A 26,682-nucleotide genomic window follows, 5' to 3' on the forward strand; every position below is an offset into this window, starting at 1 on the left:
CATAAACATTCATTTAATGTCTGATTCGGTGCAAACTCAGCAATTAGGAATTTTAGGAGGAGGCCAGTTGGGGCGCATGCTCATTCAATCTGCTTTAGATTTCAATATTAACATCAACATTTTAGACCCAGACCCCAATGCTCCTTGTAAGAGCATTGCTAACAATTTTGAAGTTGGCAAACTAACGGATTACGATACGGTTTATCGTTTCGGATCCAAATGCGATGTTATTTCTATTGAAATAGAAAGCGTAAATACAGCCGCTTTAAAGAAATTAAGAGAGGAAGGAAAAAAGGTTTATCCGCAGCCCGAAGTTATTGAGCTCATTCAAGATAAAAGAACTCAAAAGCAATTTTATAAAGAGAAAGGTATACCTACTGCAGACTTTGTTTTAACAGAAAACAAAGAAGATGTAAAGGCTCATGCAGACTTTTTGCCAGCGGTAAATAAACTGGGGCGTGATGGTTATGATGGTAGAGGTGTGCAGGTTATTCGTACAGCAGAGGATTTGGATAAAGCCTTTGACGCAAAAGGGTTGCTTGAGAAATTAGTAGACTTCAAAAAAGAAATAGCTGTAATAGTAGCTCGAAATGAAAAAGGTGAGCTGAATACTTTTCCTGCCGTAGAATTAGTGTTTCACCCAGAGGCAAACCTTGTTGAATACTTGTTTGCACCGGCTGAAATATCTTCAAAGGTTAATGCAGAGGCGGAGGAGATTGCCAAAAAAGTAATCACAGAGCTAGACATGGTGGGGATTTTAGCGGTAGAAATGTTCGTAACCCAAGATGATAAGGTGTTAGTAAATGAAGTAGCTCCGAGGCCACATAATAGCGGACATCAGACTATAGAAGCCAATTACACCTCTCAATATGAGCAGCATTTAAGATCTATATTTAATTTACCTCTTGGTGATACAGAATTGATCATACCTGCAGCTATGGTTAATTTGCTTGGAGAAGAAGGTTATACCGGAGTGGCCCAGTATCAAGGGCTTGATGAAGTAATGGCCGTGCAGGGGGTGCATGTACACCTTTATGGCAAAGCATTGACTAAGCCATTTAGAAAAATGGGCCACGTTACAGTAAGGGATAAAGACCTTAACAGGTTAAAAGAGAAAGTAGAATTTGTTAAAAATACATTGAAAGTTATTGCATAATGAGTGAAGCAAAAGTAGGAATTATCATGGGTAGCCAGTCAGACCTGCCTGTAATGAAAGATGCCGCAGAAATATTAGAACAATTAGAGGTTCCTTATGAATTAACTATTGTGTCTGCTCATAGAACGCCAGAACGTATGGTGGAGTATGCCGAAAATGCTCGTAAAAAAGGATTGAAGGTGATCATTGCAGGCGCAGGTGGTGCGGCTCATTTGCCAGGAATGGTAGCTTCTATGACTACTTTACCAGTTATAGGTGTGCCAGTAAAATCTAGTAATTCTATTGATGGTTGGGATTCTATATTATCCATATTACAGATGCCTGGCGGTATACCCGTGGCTACTGTAGCTTTAGATGGAGCCAAAAATGCAGGTATTCTTGCTGCTGAAATGGTAGGTGCTTACGAAGAAAAGGTAGCAGATAATCTGGCTAATTATAAAAAGGAGCTGAAAGAAAAAGTTTTAGACTCGGCCAAGAAGGTAGAAGCTCAGGGCTGGAGGGGATCGAAAATAGGATTTTAATAAAAAAAGCCACCTTAATTGGCACTTAAGGTGGCTAATGCAGAGTATTAAAGTTATACGTAAATTAAGCCTTTACTAAAAAAGACTCAAGATCTTTTAATTGAATCCGCCCTTCATAGAAGGCCTTTCCAAAAATAACAGCAAATACGCCCATATCGTTCAGGCGCTTGATGTCATCTACATTGCGAACCCCACCACTTGCTAATACGCAAATATCAGGGAACTTGTCTATAATTTCTTTATAAATATGAAAAGAAGGTCCTTCCATAACACCATCTTTTTCGATGTCGGTAGTCTTCACATATTTTAATCCTCTAGAATAAAAATAATCAATATGATCGAATAAATCTATATCTGTGTTCTTTTGCCATCCTCTAATTGCAATTTTTTTATCGATAGCATCGGCACCGAGAGTTATTTTTTCACGGCCATACGAAATAATCCACGAGGCAAAAAGCTCTTTTCGAGCCACAGCCACACTTGCAGCAGTAATATAACTGGCTCCATACTCGTAGGCTTTGCTAATGTCTCCATCAGTATGAATTCCGCCAGTAAAATCTACTTTTAAATCAGTATGGCCAATTATTGCTTCTAATATATGGTAGTTAACAGGTTCACCCCTTTTTGCACCATCAAGGTCTACCAGATGAACCACCTCTATGCCATGATCTTGAAAAGACTTGGCTAAATCAACAGGGCTTTTATCGTACACCTTCTCTTTGGAAAAATCTCCCTGCTGCAGTCGTATCACTTTTCCATCACTGATAATAATGGAAGGTATTATCTGAATCATCGAATGCTTGGTTTAGTTGTTAGGTAAATTAAAAAGCAGCTATAAATTATTAACCATATTCGTACAACTTCCGTTCGGGTATCCTTGGTCTGAAGTTACATGCGCTTTGTAATTGTCCGGTAAAGTACAAAACTTTCTGTAGATATCCAATACATAAACACTGATGAAAAGCAGTTTTAAGTAGAGAATTTCATGTTTAAAACGTTACCAATTTGAATCCCTCACCGTGAACGGTCAGTATCTTTAAATTTTCGTCTCCTTTTAAGTATTTCCTAAGTTTAGTGATGTACACATCCATGCTGCGAGCGTTAAAATAAGAATCATCTCCCCAAATGGTGGTTAACGCACTTTTACGTGTTAATACTTTGTTTTGGTTTTGGCAAAGTAGTTTTAAAAGCTCATTTTCCTTAGTGGTTAACGTTACCTCATTGCTTTCGCCTTTTAGTGTTCTAGCATTAGGGTCAAATAAGTAAGATCCAATTTTGAATAGGTCTACGTCCTGAATATTATTTCCTGTGTAAGATCTTCTTAGTATTGCTTTTAACCTCAAAAGAAGCTCCTCCATACTAAATGGTTTGGTTACATAATCATCCGCACCTATGGTTAAACCCTTGATTGCATCCTCACGCATAGATTTCGCTGTTAAAAACACAATGGGGACTTCCTTATTTTCTTTTCGAATTTCTTGAGCTACCGAGAAACCATCTCTTTTGGGCATCATCACATCCAAAATGCAAAGGTCATACTGGTTGGCATAAAAAGCCCTTAGTCCAGTATCTCCATCTCGGTACAGGTCTGGTTTATAGCCTTTCAGTTCCAAATACTCCTTTAATATTTGGCCTAAATTCTCGTCATCTTCTACTATAAGTAATTTGTAATTATTCTCCATCGTTAAAAGGTAGAAACACGCTAAATGTGCTTCCTTCATTAAATTCTGATATGGCGGATACATCTCCACCGTGCATATTTACTATAGATTTTACATAGCTAAGTCCAAGGCCAAAGCCTTTTACATCGTGCCTGTCTCCAGTATGGACTCTGTAAAATTTATCAAATATTTTTTTTAGCTCATCCCTCTTCATCCCTTGTCCTTTATCGGTCACCTCTATCACCACACCATCGTGTTTGTTAGATGTTTTTACAGTAATGTCCGGTTGGTGAGGAGAGTATTTTATGGCATTATCTAATAGGTTTACTACTACATTAAAAATATGATCTGCATCGGCTACTATTACATCATTTTTTGCAGCGAGTTGTTGAGTTAATTTGCCGTCACGTGCTTCAAGAGTAAAGTTAATTTTGCCAATGGCTGAAGCTATTAATTCATGTAGTGGAAGTGTCGTTTTCTTTAATTGAAAGGAGGTTTTCTCTAAAAGAGCTGCTTGCAATACCTTTTCTACCTGATCCGACAGCCTTTTGTTCTCGTCTTTTATAACGCCTAAATAACGTAAAAGAATGCTTTCATTACCGCGCATTTCTTTTTCATGCAAAGCTTCACAAGCTAGGCCTACTGTAGCAATAGGGGTTTTAAGCTCGTGGGTCATATTATTAATAAAGTCGTTTTTGATTTCAGATATTTTTTTTTGCCTTATGATGGTATAAATAGCATATGAGAAACAACCAATTATAATCAAGATAAAAACTACCGAAGTGGTAAGGATGGCCCACATCTTTTTAAGCAAGTAGGTGTTTTCATCAGGGAAATGAACGGTTAAAAAGTTTGAGTTAAAAAAGAGATCATTAGGGAAAAGGCTAGCCCTAAGACTAGATTTTTTTAACTCATGCAAATGCTTTGGAGAGTTGGTGTAAACTACACTCGTGTCGCGGTTGTGATCCCAGACAGCAAATTGATAATCAATGTCTATACCTTTTAATTTAAATTCATTAGTAAGCATTGAATCGAGCATTTCAGGGTTAATGCGTTCTTGAATACTTCGCCCACCATGGAGCATTTCTTCAATCACTACTTCTACCATGTCAAATTTGTTGGCTACCTTATTTTGGTTAAAAAACCTTTCTGCATATTTTAATTCTTGGCGCGCATTCTTTAGTTCATTGTAAATGTTTTGAGACATTGATTTTCTCAGCTGCTTTTCATACTCTTTTTCTGAGGCCGAATTAATATCATTAATACGTAAGGTATCATGGGCGTTTTCTCCAGACTGTAAAATAATGGTAGTGCTCTGAGAGTAATTTTTTCGAAACTGATGATTGAATTGTTGAATGGTAAAATTAAAAGCTTCTTGCTTTTCCATTCTTTTAGAAACCTGCAGTAAGGATTCCTGCACCTTCTGCTCAAATTGCTCTTGATTTACACTAATGGCATGGTTTATCCAATACACTTGAAAACCCGCTAATCCGATTAGCGCTATTGACATCAGTATAATAATACCTCCAATTACCTGCCTCTTCATATTATTTTATAATGCTCACAACAATGATACTTTAATAAAGGCGTACAAGTTTCAATTTAACCTTTTTTAACAGAGTTTAACATGCATTTAACCTACCGGCTTTCATCAGCTGCGTAACTTGTAATAGAATCAAAACCAAACAATTATGAAACGAAATGCCACACCAACTATATTAACCACAATGCTTCTGATATTGAGCGCTGGTTATGGGGTTTATGCGCAGCAACCTGATACGTCTCTCGAAAATACTATTAAAATGAAAATAATTACTGATGTAGATGGAGAACAGCAGGTGATAGAAAAAGAATTTAACTCTTGGGAAGCCGCTCAGGCCGATGCAGACATGGGTGATTTGTCTATTGATATGGATAATTTATTAGCATTTGTAGAGAATGAAGAATGGCAAACTAGGCTGGCTCAGTTACAAATTAATGAAGATGATATTGAAAAGAAAGTACAGCAGTTTCAAAGACAAATTAAAATAGAGTTAGATTCTTCTTACGACTTTTCTGGTGATAGCCATCATACACTAGTAATGAAATTTGACCAGATGACCCCGGAAGATTTACAGGTAATTCTTAATGATGAAGAAGGTTTGGTCAACGAGGAGGAGATGGCTAAGCAATTAGAAAAATTGGAAATTTTAAATGCTTTAAATGAAGAAGAGGCAGAATACATACATGCAATGGAAGCGAATAAGCAGCAAAATTTAATGATAAATGGAATGCCTGTAATGCTGCTAGCAGGGCACCCCAATGTATGGATTTCTGAGTATATAAAAGATGAACCTGAGTTCGCAGATTATGAAATGAGTAATAACAAAGCCTTGAAGTTAGAGGGACTGGAGGTGCAGAGAAAAAGTGGTAGTGCGCTTATGCAACTGAAGTTTACTGTAAAGGCTAGGCCTACCGAGGTTAGGATTATAGATACAAATAAGAATTTAAGGTACTTGAAAAACTATAAAGATTTTAATGGTTCGTTTCGTGAAGACATCGACCTTAACAAATTCGAACCAGGAGTTTATTTACTCCAAGTGATGCAAGGCAACCAAGTAGCTAATAGAAAAATGGTAATAGAAGAGTAATTGTTTGTTTAGTATATTTTAAGGCAGAGCCGGGTGAAGCATGATTCATCCGGCTTTTTTTATAATTATGAAATTGAATATGCAGGCATATGCTGTTTTGTTTCTTACCCAATGATTGTTTTTATATATTTGGTGATATTTTTTTAAAATGGAATTGATTAACAACACTTACCAGATTCAAGGCTTGGACCTAACTCAGATTGGGGCCGAGTTCGATACACCATTATACGTGTATGATGCTGACAAAATCGTTAGCCAGTTAGAGTCATTAAAAAATGCTTTTTCTACTCAGAAGCTGAAGATAAAATACGCAGCGAAGGCATTGACGAACATCTCTATACTTAAGTTAATGAAGAAGCATGGCGCTGGTGTAGATGTTGTGTCTATTCAGGAAGCAAAAATTGCCATGAAAGCTGGTTTTAAGCCTGGCGAAATTCTTTTTACTCCTAACTGTGTTTCTTTCAAAGAAATCAAGAAAGGTGTAGAACTTGGCTTAACTATAAATATAGATAACATATCTATACTAGAGCAGTTTGGACATGAGTATAGAAACTCTGTGCCATGTTGCATCAGGTTAAATCCGCACATCATGGCTGGCGGAAATGCTAAAATATCAACAGGCCATGTTGATTCTAAATTTGGTATTTCTATATATCAACTACCACACATACTTAGGGTAGTGAAAACGAATGACATCAATATTTCTGGTCTTCATATGCACACTGGTTCGGATATTTTAGATGCAGAAGTATTCTTAAAAATGGCCGACATACTATTTGGTGTGGCTAAAGATTTCCCTGACTTAAAATTTATAGATTTCGGTAGTGGATTTAAAGTAGGTTATAAGCCTAATGACATTACTACCGACATTGAGGATTTAGGCAAAAAACTTGGAGAAGCTTTCGATACTTTTTGTGAGAAGTATGGCAGGAAGCTAGAGATGTGGTTTGAGCCAGGTAAATTTTTGGTAAGTGAGGCGGGCTATTTATTAGTGTCTGCTAATGTGATAAAAACAACGCCAGCAACTGTATTTGTAGGTGTAAACTCTGGAATGAATCATTTGCTAAGACCTATGATGTATGATGCTCATCATGAAATAGTAAACATTTCTAATCCTGAAGGAACAAAAAGGGTTTACTCTATAGTAGGTTATATCTGCGAAACGGATACTTTCGGTTGGGATAGAAAACTGAATGAAGTGAGAGAAGGAGATACCTTAGCTATAAAAAATGCGGGAGCGTATGGTTTTAGTATGGCATCTAACTATAACTCACGTTTTAGGCCAGCAGAGGTATTAGTTTACCAAGGTAAGGCGCATTTAATTAGAGAGCGTGAAGACTTGGAAGACATTATGAGAAAGCAAATAGAAATAGAAATATAAAAGTAAAGGCCGGTTTAACCGGCCTTTTTTATTTGTATTCATCTTTAAGAAGATCATGAAAATGCTTCATGAATTTTTTAACCTTAGGTGTAGATACTGATCTTACATATGGATCATCAGGATGTAAATTGTAATACCCTTGATGATAACCTTCGGCTTCATAAAAAGTAGTATACTTTGTGATTTCAGTTACTATTTGTCCATCAAACTCTGAAGCATTAAGTTCTTTTTTGATCTTTTCAGCAGTTGCTTTTTGAACATTGTTGGTGTAGAAAATGGCTGACCTATATTGTTTCCCTACATCAGGGCCTTGTCTGTTGAGTGTTGTTGGATCATGCGAACCAAAAAACACATGAAGCAAAGTCTCATAGCTTACCTCTTCGGGATTAAAAGCCACACGTATGGATTCTGCGTAATTAGTTTGTCCACTACCTACTTGGTGGTAGGTTGGGTTTTTCTTAGTACCACCAGCATAGCCAGACATTACATCTTCCACTCCCTTTACCCTTTCAAATACGGCTTCTGAGCACCAAAAACAACCGCTAGCAAAGTATGCGGTATCTAACTTAGCTGCTAATGAGGCAGGTATGTCTTTTTTTTGAACTTTATTTTCGCTTGCTGATTTGGCGCCACACGCTACAGCTAAAATTATTGCTATTAATAATAATGGATATTTAAAAACAAGCTTCATAATCTATGTGTTTATCTATTCATAACTAATGCCAATGGCCTTTTGTTGCAGTATAAATATCGGCCAGATGACATTTGATGTAATATAATTACGCAGACCAAAACATTATGGATTTACAATTAACAAATAAAGTAGCTCTAGTAACCGGAGCTAGTAAAGGTATAGGAAAAGGAATAGCAATAGAGTTAGCAAAGGAGGGCTGTAACCTTATAATCTGTTCTAGGGACCATGCAGAGTTAATGGATGTGGCCAAAGAGTTAGATGCTTACAAAGTCGATGTATTAACTGTAGAGACAGATTTAACCAAGGAGCAGGAAATAGACGAGCTGATTCATAAAGCGCAAGAACAGTTTGGGCGAATTGATATTCTTATTAATAATGCAGGTACTATTGGTGACCCGCTTTCTTTTATGGAGTTAAGTACTCAGCAATGGAGAGATATTTTTGAGCTTAATCTTTTTTCTGTTGTTACATTAATACGCAAAGTTGTACCTATGATGCAGCATCATCAGTGGGGTAGAATCATAAATATTTCGTCAGAAAATGGTGTGCAGCCAGATCCAGATATGCCCCATTATAACGTGACCAAAGGTGCTTTAAACAACCTTACTAAAACACTTTCTAAAGTGTTGGGGAAAGATGGGATTTTGGTAAACACAGTGTCTCCAGCTTTTATTAAAACTCCTCTTGTTAATAATATGCTTAAAGAGCAGGCCGAGCAGCAAAACATAAGCATAGAAGAAGCTGAAGAGAACTTTTTGAAGAATAAACGACCAGGCATAGTGCTAAATAGGGCAGGGGAAGTAGAAGAAGCCGCTGCTATAGTAGCTTTTCTTGTTTCTGACAAGGCCTCATTTATCACAGGCTCTAATTTAAGAGTTGATGGGGGATCGGTTACTTCTATTTAATTAACCAGTGTTAAAAAAGTTGGTAATTGCCTCCTTTGCGAAAAAGACTCGTATTTAAAGGAGGCAATTCTTTTTGTGGCATATGTTTCTTTACTGAGGCTTTAAATAGTTGGCTTATCATATTGGCGATGTTGCCTTCTCCTTTTATTCTGCGACCAAAATGACTGTCATTTACATCGCCACCATGGAGCTCACAGACCTGACTCCATACCTTTTTATGCCTATCAGGAAAATTTTGTTGTAACCAGTTTTCAAATACTTCTCCAATATACCCGTTGAGGCGAACTACGGTATACCCAGCACTCTGAGCGCCCGCATCGGCAGCTGCTTTTATAATTTGAGGTATTTCATGGTGGTTGAGGCCCGGTATAATGGGAGCGTTGAGTACACTCACGGGTATACCGGCAGCCGACAGTTTTTCTATCGCTGTGAGTTTCCGGGGAGCACTAGCTGTTCTTGGTTCTAATATTCTTCTTAAGTCCTCATTAAGTGTTGTAATGGAAATGTTAACCCTGATAAGGTTATCCTGAGCCAGTTCTGTTAATATATCTAAATCTCTTAAAAGGCTCACGTTTTTAGTAATAATGCCTACCGGGTTTTTGTATTGGTTAAATACTTGTAGCAATGAGCGGGTAATTCCAAGTTTTGATTCTAATGGTTGATAACAATCTGTGTTTCCTGAAAGTACTATGGTGGTAGGCTTGTATGCTTTCTTTAGAAAATATTGCTCTAATAGCTGAGGAGCGTTTTTCTTAACTATTATTTTACTTTCAAAATCTAGCCCTGCATTATAGCCCCAATACTCATGGCTCTTACGCGCATAACAGTAGATGCAACCATGTTCGCAACCTTGGTAGGCATTCAATGAAAAGCCCATCGGAATATCAGGGCTTTCTACTTTATTAACAATAGTTTTGGGGTGTGTATATATAATTTGCGTTGAAATAGACTCAGGAAGAATCTCCTCGTCTACCCCTTCAAAATGTTCCTGTACATATTCTTGCTTAAGAAAAGGGTTTTTAGTTTGTATTTGAGCGCCTCTGCCTTTTCTATAGTTTTCGTTCATTAAACAAAAATACTAAATAAATTAGTATTTACTATTTATCGTGACATTCTATACATTGCTCTAGCACTTAAATTTAAAGCCCACCCCATGATAGTTGATTATTTCAATGGATGGATCTGCTTTAAGATACTTTCTCAGTTTAGAAATAAAAACATCTAGACTTCTACCAAGAAAGTAATCATCATTACCCCAGATTTTTAACAGTATCTCCTCTCGTTTTAATATGTTGTCTTTGTTTTCATAAAACAACTTTAGTATGCTGGCTTCTTTCTGCGTTAATGTTTTAGAGTCGTCTTCTTTTTTTAGAGTTAGGTTTTCGAAGTCAAATTCAAACGTTCCAATGCTAATAAGGCTGTTTTTTGCACTTTGCTCTGTGGTTTCAGTTCTTCTGAGAAACACCTCTATGCGGTAAACCAGCTCTTCCATATTAAATGGCTTGGTGATATAATCATCAGCGCCAGTTTTAAAGCCCTCTAAGCGGTCGTCTTGCATAGACTTGGCGGTTAAAAATAAAATAGGAACCCCCTCATTGAGCTGGCGAATATCTTTAGCTAGTGTAAAACCATCTTTTTTTGGAAGCATAACATCGAGTAGGCAAAGGTCGAAATGATGTTGACTAAAAGTATTTAAACCTGTTTCGCCATCTGTGCACCGAGTTACAGAGAAGCCATGTTGTATCAAGTTATCTTCAATTACAAAACCAAGACTAGCATCATCTTCAACTAAAAGAAGCTTTTTTTTAGACATATTTAAAACAAATTTTAAATGTACTCCCTTCTCCGGGTTTACTATTTAATTCCAACTGGCCTTTATGTGCCCTTACTATTTGCATTACATAATTAAGACCTAGGCCAAAGCCTTTTACATTATGTACATTTCCTGTGGGCACGCGGTAAAATTTATGAAAAATTTTCGATTGTTCTCCAGGGCTAATGCCAATACCATTGTCCACAATCTCTATACAAAGCTTGTGATGATCGTTGTATGTTTTTATTAAAATCTCCGGATTGTTGTTGTTGTACTTAATAGCATTGTCTAGCAGGTTATAAAAAACATTGGTAATGTGGAGTGGGTCGCCCAGTATATTTACATTCTCAGCTTTAAGATTTAAAATAAATTCACCATTATTTTCTTTGAGGTTAACGAGCATGCTTTGCTCTAATGACAGGAGTAACTCGTGAATATTAACATTTTCATGTTTTAAAGAAGGTTCTTCTTTATCAATGGTGGCCATTTGTAATACACGTTCTACCTGATGTTTTAATCTTAAATTCTCGTTTTCTATTATAATAGCGTAATTTTTCAGTCTTTCGGGTTGGGTAATAATGTTAGGATCTTTGAGTACGCTCGTTGATAATGCAATAGTTGATATTGGAGTTTTGAACTCATGTGTCATATTATTGATAAAATCTTTTTGAATCTCAGAAAGTCTCTTTTGTTTCAGAATAACGAATAGCGCGTAGCCGAAGAATATAATTACGATCAGAAGAACAGAAGAAGAGAAAAGCCAAATGCCCATTCTGTTAGTTACTATTGATGCTTTATTGGGGAACTGAACTCCAAAGTAATAACTCTGATTTTCCCATTTGGGTAAGCGTGTGGTAGAAGTTCTTATTTCATCTTTGCCCATTGACACATAATTGCCGTAAACCATTTTTTCATTAGTGCAGTCATAAATACCATACTCAAAGTCCGCTGTAATATTACGCTTCTGAAACTCTGCCATCAGTAGCTGTTCTAGTAGCCGTGCATCTATTTCACTGTTGACCATTACTACATAGTAGTTGGTATATAGCTGTTTTATGGGGTTTGTTGGTGGTCCTTGTGATTTATTAAGCTTAAAAAATTGATGCGCCACATTATATAGTGCCGTGTTTACCTCTCTATCAAACCGCTCCGTTTCAGTATTAAAGGCCTGCCTGAACCAGTAGATCTGGGTAATGAAAATACCCAATATGCTTATAATAGCTAATATCACAATTAGCCGGATAGTACTTCTGTTCATTCAATGAAAATAGAACTTAATTATTAAGACAGAAAATAATTAACACTTCGTTAACAGATTAGCATTTTTTTCTTTTACCTAGGTATATTTTTAATGGTTTTTTAAATCAAAAAGCTGTGAATAAGCGTTTTAGAAACGTAAATTAATAGTAGGGTGAGGGCGCTCAAAAAAATGGCGATATGGTATGCATGCATAACAAATTTTATTATATTTGTTATAGCACCTTAAATCGATTGCATGAAGCGAGAAGAAACGATAGACCATAATATTAAGACTGCGTGGCACGGAATTTCAAGAATGTACAACCAGCAAGCAGCAAAAATAGATATTACTACATCTATAGGTTTTGTTTTGCTGAACATCTCTTCTAAAGAAGGCACGCCTGCTACTAAGATAGCACCTTTAATGGGCCTTGAGTCACGAAGCCTTACCAGAGTTTTGAAAAACATGGAGGAAAAGGGACTTGTTTACCGTAAACCCGATGAAAACGATAAACGATCGGTTAGGGTTTACCTTACAGAAAAAGGCAAAGAGAAAAAAGAAGTCTCAAAAAAAACAGTATTGACGTTTAATGAATTTGTGATGGAGAAAGTACCTGAAGAAAAGCTTTCGGTCTTTTTTGAAGTTATAAATGAGATTAACAAAATAATAGATAATAATAAAATATACGATAACGGAAAAATAATTAACCAACAATGACCAGACGTATCAATAAAGTAGCCGTGCTTGGTTCGGGAATTATGGGGTCCCGTATAGCATGTCACTTCGCTAATATTGGAGTAAAAGTATTATTGCTTGACATGGTTCCACGAGAATTAAATGATCAAGAAATGAAAAAGGGATTAACCTTAGAAGATAAGGTTGTAAGAAATAGAATTGTGCAGCAATCTTTTGATACCGCTGTAAAATCTAAGCCAGCGCCTCTTTATGACACCAGTTATGCCAGTAGGGTTTCATTAGGAAACTTTGATGATGACATGGCTAAAATTAAAGACTGCGACTGGACCATTGAGGTGGTTGTGGAAAACCTTGACATCAAAAAGAAAATCTTTGATCAGGTAGAAAAGTACAGAACTCCCGGTTCTTTAATTACTTCTAATACTTCGGGTATTCCTATTCACCTGATGTTAGATGGAAGAAGTGATGATTTTCAGAAGTATTTTTGCGGTACTCACTTCTTCAACCCACCACGCTACCTTAAATTACTAGAAGTAATACCTACACCAAAAACAGATCCTGAAATAGTAGATTTCTTCATGCATTATGGAGATCTATACTTGGGTAAAACTACGGTGTTGTGTAAAGATACACCAGCATTTATTGCCAATAGAGTAGGTATTTATGCCATCTTGAAGGTAATAGATACTATGAGTAAGTTGGACCTTAATGTTGACGAAATTGATAAATTAACTGGTCCGGTTATAGGTAGACCTAAGTCAGCTACTTTTAGAACCTCTGATGTTGTAGGTTTAGATACCTTAATAAAAGTAGCTAACGGCCTTTATCAAGGTTTGCCTAACGATGAAGCCAGAGATATTTTCAAATTGCCAGAGGTGGTAGCTAAGCTCGAAGAGAATAAGTGGTTAGGGGATAAAACAGGGCAAGGATTTTATAAGAAGACCAAAGATGCCAAAGGCAAAACAGAAATCTTAACGCTTGATCTTAATACGCTTGAATATGCACCTAAACAAAAGGTGAAATTTGGTACGCTTGAAGCCACTAAACCTATCGATAATTTAAAAGAAAGGTTCAAGGCGTTATTTGCAGGTAAAGATAAGGCGGGTGAATTTTATAGAGATTCATTCTATGCACTTTTCAAGTATGTTTCTAACAGAATACCAGAAATTTCAGATGAGCTCTATAAAATAGATGATGCTCTATGCGCTGGCTTTGGTTGGGAAATGGGACCATTTGCAACTTGGGATGCTGTAGGAGTAAAAAAATCAGTGGCCAAAATGGAAGAGATGGGCTATAAGCCAAATCAATGGGTTTATGACATGCTCGATGCTGGCTTTGAAAGTTTCTATTCTGTAGAAAATGGTGTAACACAGTATTATGATATAGAAAGCAAATCTTACAAAGCCATACCAGGTACAGAAGAGTACATTATTCTTGATAACCTTCGTGAAAGTAAAGCATTGTGGAGTAATGCGGGAGCTACCATTTTTGATTTAGGTGATGGTGTGCTCAATGTAGAATTCCATAGCAAAATGAATACACTTGGTAGCGAAGTGGTTGAAGGCATTAACAAAGCTATTGATATGGCCGAAAAGGATTATAATGGCTTAGTTATAGGTAATCAAGGGGCACAGTTTTCTGCTGGTGCTAACTTAGGCCTTGTGTTTATGTATGCTATAGAGCAGGAATATGATGAGATTGACTTTATGATCCGTCATTTCCAAAACACCATGATGAGAGTGAGATATTCATCTGTTCCGGTTGTAGTGGCTCCACATGGACTCACACTCGGTGGAGGATGTGAAATGACCATGCATGCCGATGTAGTACAAGCTGCTGCAGAAACTTATATTGGTTTAGTAGAAGTTGGTGTAGGTCTAATACCTGGTGGTGGAGGAACTAAAGAACTCACCAAGCGTGTATCTGATGCTATAGAAGAAGGTGATGTGGAGTTAAATGCTTTGCAAAATTCCTTTATGAATATTGCTACCGCAAAAGTAGCTACTTCAGCGCATGAAGCTATTGGGATGAATATTATTAGACCTAAAGATAATATTACTATCAATAGAGATCGTCAGTTGGCAGACGCCAAAGCTACGGTGTTAAAACTTGCCGAAGAGGGTTATACACAACCTATCCAAGCCACAAATATTAAAGTACAAGGAAAAACAGGGATGGCTTTATTTATGGCAGGAGTTAGTGGAATGAGAATGGGTAACTATATCTCAGATCATGATGTGAAAATTGCTAATAAAATAGCATACGTAATGAGTGGAGGAGACCTTTCTTATCCTCACTTAGTTTCAGAACAATATTTATTGGATTTAGAGCGTGAGGCGTTCCTTTCATTAACAGGTGAAAAGAAAACGCTTGAGAGAATTCAAAGCATATTGACTACGGGTAAACCTTTAAGAAACTAATAGGAACCTCTAATTATTCATTACTCAAATAAATATTCGAAAAATGAACGCATATATAATAAAAGGATATAGAACAGCAGTTGGAAGAGCAAAAAAAGGAGGTTTTAGATTTACACGTCCTGATGACCTGGCTGTTGAAGTAATCAAGCATTTAGTAAGCTCTGTAGAGGGGCTTGAAAATGAAATGGTGGACGATGTTATCGTTGGTAACGCAGTTCAGGAGGCAGAGCAAGGTATGCAAATGGGGCGTATGATCTCATTAATGGCTTTGGGTACAGAGGTACCAGGTATGGTGATTAACAGATATTGTGGTTCTGGTTTAGAGGCCATACACTTGGCTTCAGCTAAAATTAATGCAGGAATGGCCGATGTGGTGATTGCTGGAGGAACAGAATCTATGTCAATGGTACCTGTGATGGGGTATAAAACAGCCCTGAATTACAAAATCACTTCAGAAAACCCTGACTATTATACTAGTATGGGGCTTACGGCAGAGCAAATTGCCCAAGAGTGGAAAATTTCTCGTGAAGAGCAAGATCAATTTGCTTATGAGTCTCACATGAAAGCTTTAGAAGCTCAGAAGGAAGGGAAATTTAAAGATGAAATTTTACCTATCACCGTAAAGGAAACTTACTTGGAAGATGGTAAAAAGAAAAATAGAGAATATACGGTAGATACGGATGAAGGGCCTAGAGCAGGAACCAGCGTTGAAGTTTTGTCTAAGCTAAGACCAGTTTTTTCAGCAGGAGGTTCGGTTACTGCCGGTAACTCATCACCTACTAATGATGGTGCTGCTTTTGTGGTGGTGATGTCAGAAAAAAAGGTAAAAGAACTTGGTTTAGAGCCAATTGCTCGAATGGTTAGCTATGCGGTAGCAGGCGTAGAGCCAAGAATTATGGGCGTAGGACCTACTTATGCCGTGCCAAAGGCTTTAGAAAGAGCTGGGTTAAAGCTTAATGATATTGATTTAATTGAACTTAATGAAGCATTTGCGGCTCAGTCTTTATCTGTAATTAGAGATTTAGATATGGATATGTCTAAAGTTAATGTAAACGGTGGAGCAATAGCATTGGGCCACCCACTAGGCAGCACAGGAGCCAGACTTTCTATTACACTCTTTAACGAAATGAGAAGAAGAGGTAACAAATATGGGATGGTTACAGCTTGTGTTGGTGGTGGACAAGGTGTAGCAGGTATCTACGAATTTTTGAAATAATGACTTAGGTAGTGGGTGTTATTTGGCATCCACTGCTTTATATAGATTACTGTACAGTTTATGAAATATGAAATAAACTGTCAGGAGAATTAATAATGGATTTTACATTTCAAGTAAAGCTTAATACAATAAAACATTCGGATTAAGTAAAAGCTATCATTCTTTTGCTTAACCCTTAAATCTAATAACTATGAGTACTACAGCAACGGAACAGTCAAAAGAAGCTGCAACAAGCACAGCAATAAAGGGAGGAGAGTTTTTAATTAAGGAAACACAGGCAACAGATGTATTCATTCCTGAAGAGTGGAGTGAAGAGCAAAAAATGATAGCCCAAACCTGTAAAGATTTTCTTAAGCAGGAGGTGGACCCTAAGTTGGATGAAATCGATTCTATGAAGCATCCTGAGCTTATGCCTTCATTGTTAGACAAGGCAGGAGAGCTTGGCTTGTTAGGTACATCAGTGCCAGAGCAGTATGGAGGTTTCGGCATGAATTTTAATACTTCAATGCTTGTGGCCGAGGTTTTAGGGGCTGGTCATTCGTTTGCAGTGGCTATTTCTGCCCATACAGGTATAGGTACTCTACCTATCCTCTATTATGGTAATGAAGAACAAAAAGCTAAATATATACCTAAGTTGGCTACAGGAGAGTATAAAGCTTCTTATTGTTTAACAGAGCCAGATTCAGGTTCTGATGCTAATTCAGGAAAAACAAAGGCCGTTTTAAGTGACGATGGTAAGCATTATATCATCAATGGGCAAAAAATGTGGATAACCAATGGAGGTTTTGCAGATATTTTCGTTGTTTTTGCCAAAATTGATAATGATAAAAACTTATCAGCATTTATTGTAGAGAAGGAATTTGGTGGCATTACAATGAATGAAGAAGAAAAGAAAATGGGTATTAAAGGATCATCTACCCGCCAGGTTTTCTTCAATGACTGTAAAGTACCGGTTGAAAATATGCTTTCTGAGCGTGAAAACGGCTTTAAGATAGCTGTAAATATTCTAAATATTGGTAGGATTAAATTAGGTATTGCTGCCTTAGGAGGTAGTAAGCGAATTATTAACAATGCTATCAATTACTCTAATGAGCGTAAGCAGTTCGGAACTTCTATAAGCAGTTTTGGAGCTATAAAATATAAGTTGGCGGAAATAGCCACTAAAATCTATGCTTCGGAGTCTGCTCATTATCGTGCGGGTCAAAACATTGATGATGCTTATGATTCTTTAGTAGAAGGCGGCATGGATCCGGCAAAAGCTCGACTGAAATCAGTGGAGGAATTTGCTATCGAGTGCGCTATACTTAAGGTTAGTGGTTCTGAAGTGTTAGATTATGCTGCAGATGAAGGTGTGCAGATTTATGGTGGAATGGGATTCTCTGCAGAAGGGCCAATGGATAGAGCATACCGTGATGCACGAATCAATAGAATATTTGAGGGTACAAACGAAATCAACCGAATGCTCTGCATAGATATGCTTCTAAAAAGAGCCATGAAAGGGCATTTAGATTTAATGTCTCCTGCTATGGCAGTGCAGAAAGAGTTGATGTCTATTCCTGATTTTGGAGCCACTGATGACGATACACCTTTTGCTAAGGAGAAGAAAGCAATGATTAACCTGAAAAAGGCTGGTCTAATGGTGGCTGGTGCTGCGGTGCAGAAGTACATGCAGAAATTGGGTGAAGAACAAGAGATATTAATGAACCTAGCTGATATGCTTATTGAAGGATATGTGGCAGAATCTTGTCTTTTACGTGTAGAAAAGTTAGCAGCTCAAAAAGGAGAAGATGCATTGAAACTCGAAATAGATATGATGAAAATTTATCTATATGAAGCTGTAGATAAGGCCGCAACGGCAGGTAAAGAGGCTATTTATGCTTTTGCCGATGGTGATGAACAGAGAATGATGCTAATGGGACTTAAGCGCTTTACTAAATTGGAGCCTTTTAACTTAAAAGAGGCAAGGCGTAGAGTGGCAGATCACCTGATCAACAAAAATGAATATGTATTTTAAATTTCATATTAATAGTTAAAAGATCAAAAGGCCATGTATTGCATGGCCTTTTGTTTTGATAACATATTGAGGTGACTTGCAGCAGGTCATCAAACATCCATTTCACTAAGCTGTTAGCATAAACATGGAAGTCACCTTTATTTTTCCGCATCAGCTATACCGCTCACACCCCGCAGTTTCCAAAGGGCGAAAAATCTATTTGATAGAAGATCATCTCTACTTTACTCAAATGAAATTTCATAAGAAGAAAATGGTGCTGCACCGCGCATCTATGAAGGCTTATGAAAACCTATTGACTAACAATGGACATACTGTAGTTTATATCAGCTGTAATGACCATAAGAGTCTCAACCATTTTTTTAGTGAAATAATTGATAAGCGCACCAGCCGAGTACATTATATTAAAACCACTGATTACTTGTTGGAAAGGCGTTTGAGGCGTTATGGAAAGAAATATGGCGTAGACCTTGAAGGTTACGAGAGTCCCGGGTTTTTATCCACATCCTCTGATTTAAAAGAGTTGATGCCTAAGGGTAAAAGATATTTCATGGCTAATTTTTATAAGAAGCAGAGACTTCGTTTAGATATTCTTATTGATAATGGCGAGCCAGAAGGAGGGAAATGGAGTTTTGATGAAGAAAATAGAAAGAAATTACCTAAAGCTATTTCTTTACCAAAACCCTATGAGGCAAAGAAAAATCATTATGTAGATGAAGCAATTGATTACGTTAATAATCATTTTGCCGATTATTATGGAGGTACAGATGGTTTCAATTATCCTGTTAATCACTATCAGGCAGAGCAGGTTTTAAATGACTTTCTTGATAAACGCATGCCTTATTTTGGTGATTATGAAGATGCGATTGCTAAAGATGAAAGCTATATTTTTCATTCCATATTAACACCAGCACTCAACATAGGCCTGCTTACCCCGCAGCAAGTATTAGATCAGCTTTTTAATAAACATGAAAAAGAGAATTACCCTTTAAACGCACTCGAGGGCTTTGTGCGGCAGGTTATTGGCTGGAGAGAATTTATGCGAGGAGTCTATGCCTTTGAAGGTGTTCACCAACGAACAAATAATCACTTTAAGCATAAAAGAAAAATTCCTAAGGCCTTTTGGGCTGGGAATACAGGCATTCTGCCTATAGATACCACTATAAAAAAAGTGTTAAAAACAGCTTATACGCATCATATTGAAAGACTGATGATCATGGGCAACTTTATGCTTTTGTGTGAGTTTGATCCTGATGAAATATACCAGTGGTTTATGGAAATGTATATTGATGCTTATGATTGGGTAATGGTTCCTAATGTATATGGCATGACTCAATATGCTGATGGCGGTTTAATTACGACCAAACCGTATATATCGAGCTCTAATTATATTATTAAAATGAGTGATTACAAAAAGGGCGACTGGTGTAAGGTGTGGGATGGTTTATATTGGAGGTTTTTACACCTGCATCGTGCAGAATTCAGTAAAAATCACAGAATGGCATTTATGGTAAAGATGCTAGATAAGATGAGTAATGAAACCCTTCAGCAACACATCAATAATGCTGAAGAGTTTCTCGAAAGCTTTAAAGAGAAGTGATTTTCATAGTGACTTCTACGGGCTTTTCTGCTTTGGTATTGTCATTTCTAATGGCCTTGATCGTGATTCGATTTTCATCTATCCCTCTTTCTACAATGTAGTTTTTTATGACCTCTGCTTGTTGCAGGCTTCTATCATTGTGGTAAGTGTGTTTTATCATCATTTTGGGCTTATTGATAGATAAGCTATCAGTAATAGAATCTGCAGCGTTCGATTCATTTTTGATATGATCACTTATGCTGTTGTTGTAAATGGTATCCATTTTTACTTCAGTAAGAATTGGGTTAGAGGCAATAGAGTCTTCTTGATAATTATGAATATTGACTTCCACTTCTATATTCATGCCTGCCTTTCTTTTGAGGAGATCTGAAATTCTCCTCAATTCAAAAGTTGAGTTATCATCTAACTTGGCAGAGTTCTCATTAAACATAATATCTAATGGGTATATTTCTCCTTGGGCCAATTTCTTGAGTACAATTTTTAAATTTTCCTTATCTCTGGCACCAATTTCTTCTAAGTCATATACCTTGGAGTAGAACATATAGTTGTTTTCATCGAGATCAACCGAAACGTCATATGCTGCGCCTTCTTTTAACACAATGGCAAAATCTCCATCTTCACCTACTTTTTCGTTCCACAACCTGTCTCGCATGCCAATATTAAAGATGGTTAAATTGGCATTTACCGGTTCATTGGTTGCAGCATCTATTATGCTACCTCTTACTCTAAGCACTTTTTTTGGTTGGAATTCTTTTGGAATTAGTATTTCGGCTAGCTCCCGATCTTTAATCCCATCTATATCAGTATACAAGTATCTTCCTTTTGCAGGTATACTTATAAATTGATCATTGCCTTCGGTATTAATAAAGTCAAGTGGAATAGGGTCTGTCCAACCAGTTTTAGTTTTAGAAGAAATAAATAAATCCAACTTACCTTTTCCTCCCATTTTGTCCGATGCAAAAATCAAAGTTTCTCCATCAGCCAGAATACGTGGAGTTTGAGAATTACCCGTATTGATGTTATCAGGCAATGGCACAGGTTCTTCCCATCCATTATATTTTCTTTTGGCTACTACAATTTTACAGTCCGTGGCGCCAGCATATTCTTCTATAGAGGAGCATTGCATGAAATAAAGATACTCTCCATCAGGTGAAAGCATCGGAGCACCTTCATCACCTGTGCTGTTAATAGGCTTTCCGAAGTTTTTTGGGGCAGACCAAGAGCCTCCTTCCAAGTTGCTATACCATAGATCAAACCCTCCAATGCCAGACTTTCGTGAAGTAAATAGTAGTTGGTCTCCATCAAAGCTGAGGCTGTAGCCACCACGGTAATTTAGAGTAGGCCTGTTAACTAATTTAGTCACCTCCTTTCCATCATTCCAGGTAGACACTGTTCTTTTAGTGGCCCAGCGCATGCTATGATGTCCATCGTCTGTATAATCAGAAAGATAGATAATGGTTTTTCCATCACCACTAATAAAAGGTGCATATAAATTGATGGATGGTCTGTTAATATTAGGCGGTAAAGGCCTTACCTTGGTTTGGGAGAAGCCGCTAAAGGCACAGAAAAAGGTCGCTATAAAAAATATCAGTCTTGTTCGCATACTAAATAGCTTTGATGTAATACAATATAATGATTTCAGCAAAAACTTTTCCAAAACAAATCCCTAAATTCAAGCCTTAAAAGTTTAATGCTTTGAAATCAATAAAACATATACTCACCTGCGTTATTTGGCTTTTAACTGTTCATGTTCAATCACAAAATATTGAAACGGTTATTCAGCGTGGCCATACTGAGCCTATTAAGGCTATTGCGTTTAGCAATGATGGTAATTATTTATTAACAGGAAGTTCTGATCAGTCTATTATGCTGTGGGACATTAAGTCAGGAAGGGAGGTACGTCAATTTTTTGGGCATAGAGGTGCTGTTATGGAAATTGATGTTTTACCCCATTCTAACCAATTTATCAGTGTAAGCACAGATGGTAGCGCTAAGCTGTGGAATATGGAATCATCAAAAGCATTGAAAACATTTAAGCTTAATAATAAAGTGATGTTAGATGTTGATGTAGCAGCTGATGGAGAAAAATTTGTGGTCTCAGGCTATGATTTTAATGCCTATATATGGAACATGGAATCTAATGATACAATACAATCCATAAAGGTAGACCCGGATATGAGTAGAGGTACGGGGGCGCATGTTAGTTTTTCGTATGACGATAAATATCTCATAACGGGTAATGACAATAAAACATTGAACATTTTTAATCTCGCAACGGGAGAAAAAATACAATCTTATGAGCCTAAAAATAGCTTTTGTGGCGGGTGCGGAACATTGGTGAAAGCCGGTAAATTAGGTGATTTTATATTGGTTGCGCAGAATAGTGGCTATTTCACGTTGCTAGACTTAGCCACGGGCACTAGTAGTACTTTAATTTCTGAAGAAAAGAATTATGCAAGCATTGATATCAATAATGAAGAGAGTCAAGTGTTGGCTTTAACAGAAGATTCGCTTTTTGTATATAACACAAATGCTAAAAAGAGGCTCTATGGTATAGCACTGGAGCAAAAGCAGCCGGCCACGGCAGCCAAGTTTAGTCCTGATGGAGGTTATATTGCAGTGAGTTCTGATGATAAGACCATAAGTTTATATTCAGCCATTGACGGTAAGCGCATTAAATATTTTGGAGGGTATTGGGTAAATCATGATACTGGAGGGCTTGAGTATGACCCCAATTCCTATTGGGATAGATATATCCGAAAATACACTACGCTAAAAAACGACTTTGCCATTTCTCCTGATGGGAAATATCTGGTAAAAGGTAAAAATGGTGCAGTAGCCAAAATGTGGAATATGAAATCAGGAGTATTAGAAACGGAATTTGTGGGGCATAGCAAGGCTATATTGGCCACAGTTTTTTCACCTGATGGCAGCAAGCTAATTACCGGAAGTGCGGACAGGACTATAAAAGTGTGGGATGTAAAAACGGGTAAGTTGCTCAATACATTAGAAGGGCATGTGGAGGTTATTTTTGATTTAGCAGTTAGTCCTTCGGGAGATCAATTGCTTTCAGGTAGTTGGGATGGTACTGCTAAGCTTTGGGATTTAAATAGCTTTAAGCTTATTAAATCAATACGTTTTCCGCAAGCATCGCCTTATAAGTTAACTTTTTTTAAGGGTGACTTGTATGCTATGATTGCTTGTTTGGACAAAACATTGAAATTGGTGGAGTTGGATAGCGAGCAGCCGGCAAAAACATATGTTGGACATACGGATGTCATTCATAATTTTGATTTAAATGCTTCTGGCGGTCTTATGGCTTCAGTATCTTGGGAGGGAAGTCTCAAAATTTGGGATATTAACTCTGAATTAATTAAGTGGAAATTTAACCAAAGTTCACCCTTGTATGCAGTTGCTATCAGTAATGATGGCAAAAATATAGTTGTAGGGGGTGAAGATAGGCTATTGCGTATGTTTGATGCCACAACGGGCGCACTTCTAGGTGTCTTAGAAGGACATCAGGCATCTATTACTAATATAAAATTTACCCCTGATGATAAGTATTTGATTTCGTCTAGTGTAGACGGTGTTTTAAATATTTGGAATACTGATGATAACAAGCCATTACTGTCTTATTTAATGCTAGATAATAAAGAGTGGTTGGCCATTAGTCCTGAGGGCTATTTTAACGGTACGCCTACGGCATTTGATAAAGTTGCTTTTGTAAAAGGGCTAAAAAGTTATAGTGTAGATCAGTTCTATAAAAAGTTTTATGCTCCCAATCTTGTTGAGTCTGTGTTTGAGAAAAGTAGAAGTCAGGGAAGTTTAATTGAAGAAAAGATTAAAAAATCACCGCCTCCTTCGGTAGAGATTTTAGTCCCACATTCTGGAGAAAAACTCAATAGGCCAAAAACAAACCTATATATTAGGGTAACAGATAATGGTGGAGGCGTAAAAGATTTGAAGTTAGAGCATAATGGTAAGCTAATAAATCTTGAAGGTGTTAAAACAAAGAGAAACACTTACGTTCAAGAGGTTGATGTGCAGTTAGTAACAGGTAAAAATACTTTTTCTGCCTACGCTTATAGTCATGAGTTAATACAGTCTGATAAGTCTTATGTTACCATAGTTAATGAATATGAAAAGCAGCCAGAGCTTTATATACTTTCATTAGGCATTAATGAGTATGAAGAAAAAGCTAATGAGCTAAATTATGCAGTTAATGATGCAGATGATTTTTCAGCAGCTCTAGCCTCAAAATCAACCTCACTTTTTAAGGCTGTGCACGCTATACCTATGCGCAATAAGCAAGTCAATAAACAGCGATTAGTTAAGCAATTAGATTCGCTTGCATTGGTAATAGAGCCAGAAGATGTATTTGTATTTTATTACGCTGGTCATGGTAATTTGGAAAATAATCAGTTTTGTCTCATACCTACTGAAGGAGCCGCGGGCGCTATACATATAGAAGAGGTGGTACAAGAGCTCGTAAAAATTAAAGCACTTAAACAGGTTATTGTAATGGATGCTTGCCACTCTGGTGCTGCTGCAGAAAATGTGAGTAAGAGCTTGGCCGTAAAAGCACAATCCATAGCCATAGCTTCGCATAATTCAGGCGTGCATATACTTGCTTCTGCCAGTGGAGATCAATCAGCCAGTGAACTCGTTGAATTTAAGCATGGGCTTTTTACGCACGTGATCTTAGAAGCCATTGAAGGGAAGGCCGATGGTGCACCTAATGATGGTAAAATCACCGTTTTTGAACTGAAATCTTACCTCGATGAGCTGGTGCCTAAATATTCAGAAGAGTATCTTGGTTTTCCTCAATACCCATTTACTTATAGCCAAGGAAATAACTTTCCATTGTTGTTAGATTAAAAAACGTAGTGACATTTCCGCTGCTATTATGTTATTTAGCAGAGAATTAAATACAGAAACAGTATGAAGCTAAACTATAAAACTTTAGGAGAGGGGAAACCTGTAATAATTCTGCATGGTCTTTTTGGTTCATTAGATAACTGGCAGACCATTGCTAAAGAGTTGTCCTCAAAGTATAAACTATATTTAATTGACCAAAGAAATCATGGAGATTCACCGCATAGTAATGAGTTTAATTACGAAGTGATGGCAGCAGATTTGGCTGAGTTTATAGAAGATCATGAAATAGAGAATCCTTCAATTATTGGGCATAGTATGGGAGGTAAGACCACTATGGAGTATGCCATTAACCATACTGCAGATTGGGATAAAATAGTAATAGTGGATATAGCTCCCAAAGCTTACCCTGTACACCACGATGTCATTCTAAGAGGACTAAAATCTATTGATATTGAACAGGTTAAATCCAGAGGTCAGGCCGATAAACAGTTAGCCGAATATGTGAATGATATGGGTACCAGACAATTTTTACTTAAAAACTTGAGTAGAAATGCCGAGGGAGGATATCAGTGGAAAATTAACTTAGAAGTTATTGATGAGCAGATAGAAAATGTAGGCAAGGGGTTAGAAGAGCAACTTGCTATAGAAAAGCCAGTGCTGTTTATTAGAGGAGAAAAGTCTAACTACATCAAGAATGAGGATATAATGTTAATCACCCAAATATTTCCATCTGCTGAGGTAGAAACAATAGCAGGAGCGGGGCATTGGGTGCATGCAGAGAAGCCTGCCGAATTGATTGAATTAATATTGAAGTTTTTGGGCTAGTTTTAAACTAGCCTTTTATTTTTTGAAACACATATAGGCCAAAGGAAAGTAAAATACTTAATAAGATACAAGTGGTGATGGGAAAGTGAAAGCTTCCATTCTCTTTTTCTATGTGGATATCTCCCGGAAGTCTTCCTAAAAATGTGAATAGCCTGAAGTGTATGAGCAGGCCAATAGAAATGCAAGTGATGCCAATGCTGATCAGTAGTTTTGCCATTAAATAAAGGACGACAAAACCTATAGCTTTTGCAAGCGGCTAAAAAAGTATAGGCAATAAAAAAACCGCCCCTTTCGAGACGGTCTTTCCCTCATGAATAAACGCTACTACTGTTATTGTATATAAATTAATTTCGTGAATGATCTTCCTGCCAAATTAAATCTCATAGTGTAGCTACCTGTGTGAAGCTTCGACATATCAAATCTTTTGTTTATTGGCTGGATATCCGCTACAACATCTTCATAAATAATGTTGTTGGCGTTGTTAATGATGCTAAACTTAAGTGGAGCTTCCACATTTTTTAGCATAGCTACATCTACTTGATTTCCTTTTTGAAAAATTTGAGGTTTGAAGATAGCGAATCTGCTATCGCTCTGGACACTAACTTTACCTTCGTTAATGTTTAAAGAGTAAACTTCAACTTTTTGCTCATCTTCTATTTCTAAGAAATAGTTTCCATCAGGTAAATCCTGCGTGTCAAACTTCTTAGCGTAACCTGTTGCTGCGTTAGCTTGTTTTTCGCTGTAAAGTTCAACATCATTTGCATCTTTAAGAGAGATGTCAAAATTAGTGGAGCCTTCTGCTTTTACAATAACCACAAATTTCTTTTCCCCAAAACTCTTCACCTTAATGTAAGGAGAAGCACCGAAAGCGTACGACACTAGCGATACTGTAAACAATATCACTACTAGGCTGTTTTTAATAATGTGTTTCATCTCTTTTGCGTTTCGTTTGCAAATCATTATGGTACAAACTTAGTATCAATCTGCGAGGTGCACTACTACCCTATTTACAACTTTATGTAGTATTTTAACTTA

The 26,682-nt window shown here is 37.1% G+C and carries 22 protein-coding genes; 12 read left to right on the top strand and 10 right to left on the bottom strand.

Features of this window, described 5'->3' with window-relative positions:
* The first annotated feature begins 16 nt into the window (after positions 1-16).
* Both ACXACQ_RS04825 and purE read left to right on the top strand, forming a co-directional pair.
* Complete coding sequence (locus tag ACXACQ_RS04825; RefSeq protein WP_474974798.1) at positions 17-1,156, top strand: 5-(carboxyamino)imidazole ribonucleotide synthase; 1,140 nt, start codon at positions 17-19, stop codon at positions 1,154-1,156.
* Positions 1,156-1,677, top strand: a complete 522-nt coding sequence (gene purE / locus ACXACQ_RS04830) for a 5-(carboxyamino)imidazole ribonucleotide mutase (RefSeq protein WP_474974799.1) — start codon at positions 1,156-1,158, stop codon at positions 1,675-1,677. Before ACXACQ_RS04825 ends, purE begins: the two co-directional genes overlap by 1 nt.
* A 64-nt stretch (positions 1,678-1,741) precedes the next feature.
* On the opposite strand, the gene ACXACQ_RS04835 is transcribed toward purE, so the two are convergent.
* The 3 genes from ACXACQ_RS04835 to ACXACQ_RS04845 all read right to left on the bottom strand — a co-directional run bounded on the left by ACXACQ_RS04835 (position 1,742) and on the right by ACXACQ_RS04845 (position 4,884).
* Positions 1,742-2,470, bottom strand: a complete 729-nt coding sequence (locus ACXACQ_RS04835; RefSeq protein ID WP_474974800.1) for a 1-(5-phosphoribosyl)-5-[(5-phosphoribosylamino)methylideneamino]imidazole-4-carboxamide isomerase — start codon at positions 2,468-2,470, stop codon at positions 1,742-1,744.
* 196 nt (positions 2,471-2,666) lie between these two features.
* Positions 2,667-3,359, bottom strand: coding sequence for a response regulator transcription factor (locus ACXACQ_RS04840; protein ID WP_474974801.1), 693 nt, complete (start codon positions 3,357-3,359; stop codon positions 2,667-2,669).
* A complete protein-coding gene (locus ACXACQ_RS04845; protein WP_474974802.1) occupies positions 3,349-4,884 on the bottom strand; it encodes a sensor histidine kinase in 1,536 nt (511 codons plus the stop codon). The genes ACXACQ_RS04840 and ACXACQ_RS04845 overlap by 11 nt, the downstream gene beginning before the upstream one ends.
* Before the next feature lie 145 nt (positions 4,885-5,029).
* On the opposite strand from ACXACQ_RS04845, the gene ACXACQ_RS04850 reads away from it, so the two are divergent.
* Together ACXACQ_RS04850 and lysA are read left to right on the top strand one after the other, a co-directional pair.
* Entirely contained in the window at positions 5,030-5,968 is a 939-nt protein-coding gene (locus ACXACQ_RS04850; protein ID WP_474974803.1) for a T9SS type A sorting domain-containing protein, read from the top strand.
* Between the two features lie 148 nt (positions 5,969-6,116).
* On the top strand, positions 6,117-7,349 hold the full coding sequence (gene lysA / locus ACXACQ_RS04855) for a diaminopimelate decarboxylase (protein WP_474974804.1): 1,233 nt from the start codon (positions 6,117-6,119) through the stop codon (positions 7,347-7,349).
* 28 nt (positions 7,350-7,377) lie between these two features.
* Here the strand turns inward: lysA and msrA are convergent, their stop codons facing one another.
* Positions 7,378-8,040, bottom strand: a complete 663-nt coding sequence (msrA, locus tag ACXACQ_RS04860) for a peptide-methionine (S)-S-oxide reductase MsrA (protein WP_474974805.1) — start codon at positions 8,038-8,040, stop codon at positions 7,378-7,380.
* Positions 8,041-8,147: 107 nt separating this feature from the next.
* Between msrA and ACXACQ_RS04865 the strand changes: the two genes are divergently transcribed.
* Entirely contained in the window at positions 8,148-8,948 is an 801-nt protein-coding gene (locus ACXACQ_RS04865) for an SDR family NAD(P)-dependent oxidoreductase (RefSeq protein ID WP_474974806.1), read from the top strand.
* Positions 8,949-8,958: 10 nt separating this feature from the next.
* Here the strand turns inward: ACXACQ_RS04865 and ACXACQ_RS04870 are convergent, their stop codons facing one another.
* Genes ACXACQ_RS04870 through ACXACQ_RS04880 form a run of 3 tightly spaced genes read right to left on the bottom strand, consistent with a single transcriptional unit; the run spans position 8,959 to position 12,019 of the window.
* Positions 8,959-10,014, bottom strand: coding sequence for a PA0069 family radical SAM protein (locus ACXACQ_RS04870; protein ID WP_474974807.1), 1,056 nt, complete (start codon positions 10,012-10,014; stop codon positions 8,959-8,961).
* Positions 10,015-10,074: 60 nt separating this feature from the next.
* Complete coding sequence (locus tag ACXACQ_RS04875) at positions 10,075-10,761, bottom strand: response regulator transcription factor (protein WP_474974808.1); 687 nt, start codon at positions 10,759-10,761, stop codon at positions 10,075-10,077.
* A complete protein-coding gene (locus ACXACQ_RS04880; RefSeq protein ID WP_474974809.1) occupies positions 10,754-12,019 on the bottom strand; it encodes a sensor histidine kinase in 1,266 nt (421 codons plus the stop codon). The genes ACXACQ_RS04875 and ACXACQ_RS04880 overlap by 8 nt, the downstream gene beginning before the upstream one ends.
* Positions 12,020-12,256: 237 nt before the next feature.
* On the opposite strand from ACXACQ_RS04880, the gene ACXACQ_RS04885 reads away from it, so the two are divergent.
* The 5 genes from ACXACQ_RS04885 (at position 12,257) to ACXACQ_RS04905 (ending at position 19,944) form a co-directional block, all read left to right on the top strand.
* Entirely contained in the window at positions 12,257-12,718 is a 462-nt protein-coding gene (locus ACXACQ_RS04885) for a MarR family winged helix-turn-helix transcriptional regulator (protein WP_474974810.1), read from the top strand.
* Entirely contained in the window at positions 12,715-15,117 is a 2,403-nt protein-coding gene (locus ACXACQ_RS04890; protein WP_474974811.1) for a 3-hydroxyacyl-CoA dehydrogenase/enoyl-CoA hydratase family protein, read from the top strand. Before ACXACQ_RS04885 ends, ACXACQ_RS04890 begins: the two co-directional genes overlap by 4 nt.
* A 43-nt stretch (positions 15,118-15,160) precedes the next feature.
* Positions 15,161-16,333, top strand: coding sequence for a thiolase family protein (locus tag ACXACQ_RS04895; protein ID WP_474974812.1), 1,173 nt, complete (start codon positions 15,161-15,163; stop codon positions 16,331-16,333).
* Between the two features lie 190 nt (positions 16,334-16,523).
* Positions 16,524-18,347, top strand: a complete 1,824-nt coding sequence (locus ACXACQ_RS04900) for an acyl-CoA dehydrogenase family protein (RefSeq protein ID WP_474974813.1) — start codon at positions 16,524-16,526, stop codon at positions 18,345-18,347.
* Between the two features lie 124 nt (positions 18,348-18,471).
* The gene (locus ACXACQ_RS04905; protein ID WP_474974814.1) at positions 18,472-19,944 is read left to right on the top strand and encodes a cryptochrome/photolyase family protein; all 1,473 of its coding nucleotides are present in this window, start codon (positions 18,472-18,474) and stop codon (positions 19,942-19,944) included.
* Here the strand turns inward: ACXACQ_RS04905 and ACXACQ_RS04910 are convergent.
* On the bottom strand, positions 19,931-21,547 hold the full coding sequence (locus tag ACXACQ_RS04910) for a hypothetical protein (protein ID WP_474974815.1): 1,617 nt from the start codon (positions 21,545-21,547) through the stop codon (positions 19,931-19,933). The genes ACXACQ_RS04905 and ACXACQ_RS04910 overlap by 14 nt on opposite strands.
* Before the next feature lie 92 nt (positions 21,548-21,639).
* Between ACXACQ_RS04910 and ACXACQ_RS04915 the strand changes: the two genes are divergently transcribed.
* Together ACXACQ_RS04915 and ACXACQ_RS04920 are read left to right on the top strand one after the other, a co-directional pair.
* The gene (locus tag ACXACQ_RS04915) at positions 21,640-24,822 is read left to right on the top strand and encodes a caspase family protein (protein WP_474974816.1); all 3,183 of its coding nucleotides are present in this window, start codon (positions 21,640-21,642) and stop codon (positions 24,820-24,822) included.
* Positions 24,823-24,885: 63 nt separating this feature from the next.
* On the top strand, positions 24,886-25,647 hold the full coding sequence (locus ACXACQ_RS04920) for an alpha/beta fold hydrolase (RefSeq protein ID WP_474974817.1): 762 nt from the start codon (positions 24,886-24,888) through the stop codon (positions 25,645-25,647).
* A gap of 7 nt (positions 25,648-25,654) precedes the next feature.
* Here the strand turns inward: ACXACQ_RS04920 and ACXACQ_RS04925 are convergent, their stop codons facing one another.
* Positions 25,655-25,864, bottom strand: coding sequence for a DUF2905 domain-containing protein (locus tag ACXACQ_RS04925; protein ID WP_474974818.1), 210 nt, complete (start codon positions 25,862-25,864; stop codon positions 25,655-25,657).
* A 113-nt stretch (positions 25,865-25,977) separates the two neighbouring features.
* The gene (locus tag ACXACQ_RS04930; RefSeq protein WP_474974819.1) at positions 25,978-26,580 is read right to left on the bottom strand and encodes a hypothetical protein; all 603 of its coding nucleotides are present in this window, start codon (positions 26,578-26,580) and stop codon (positions 25,978-25,980) included.
* Between the last annotated feature and the right edge of the window lie 102 nt (positions 26,581-26,682).

The organism is Fulvivirga sp. AWR4_260, assembly GCF_056158185.1.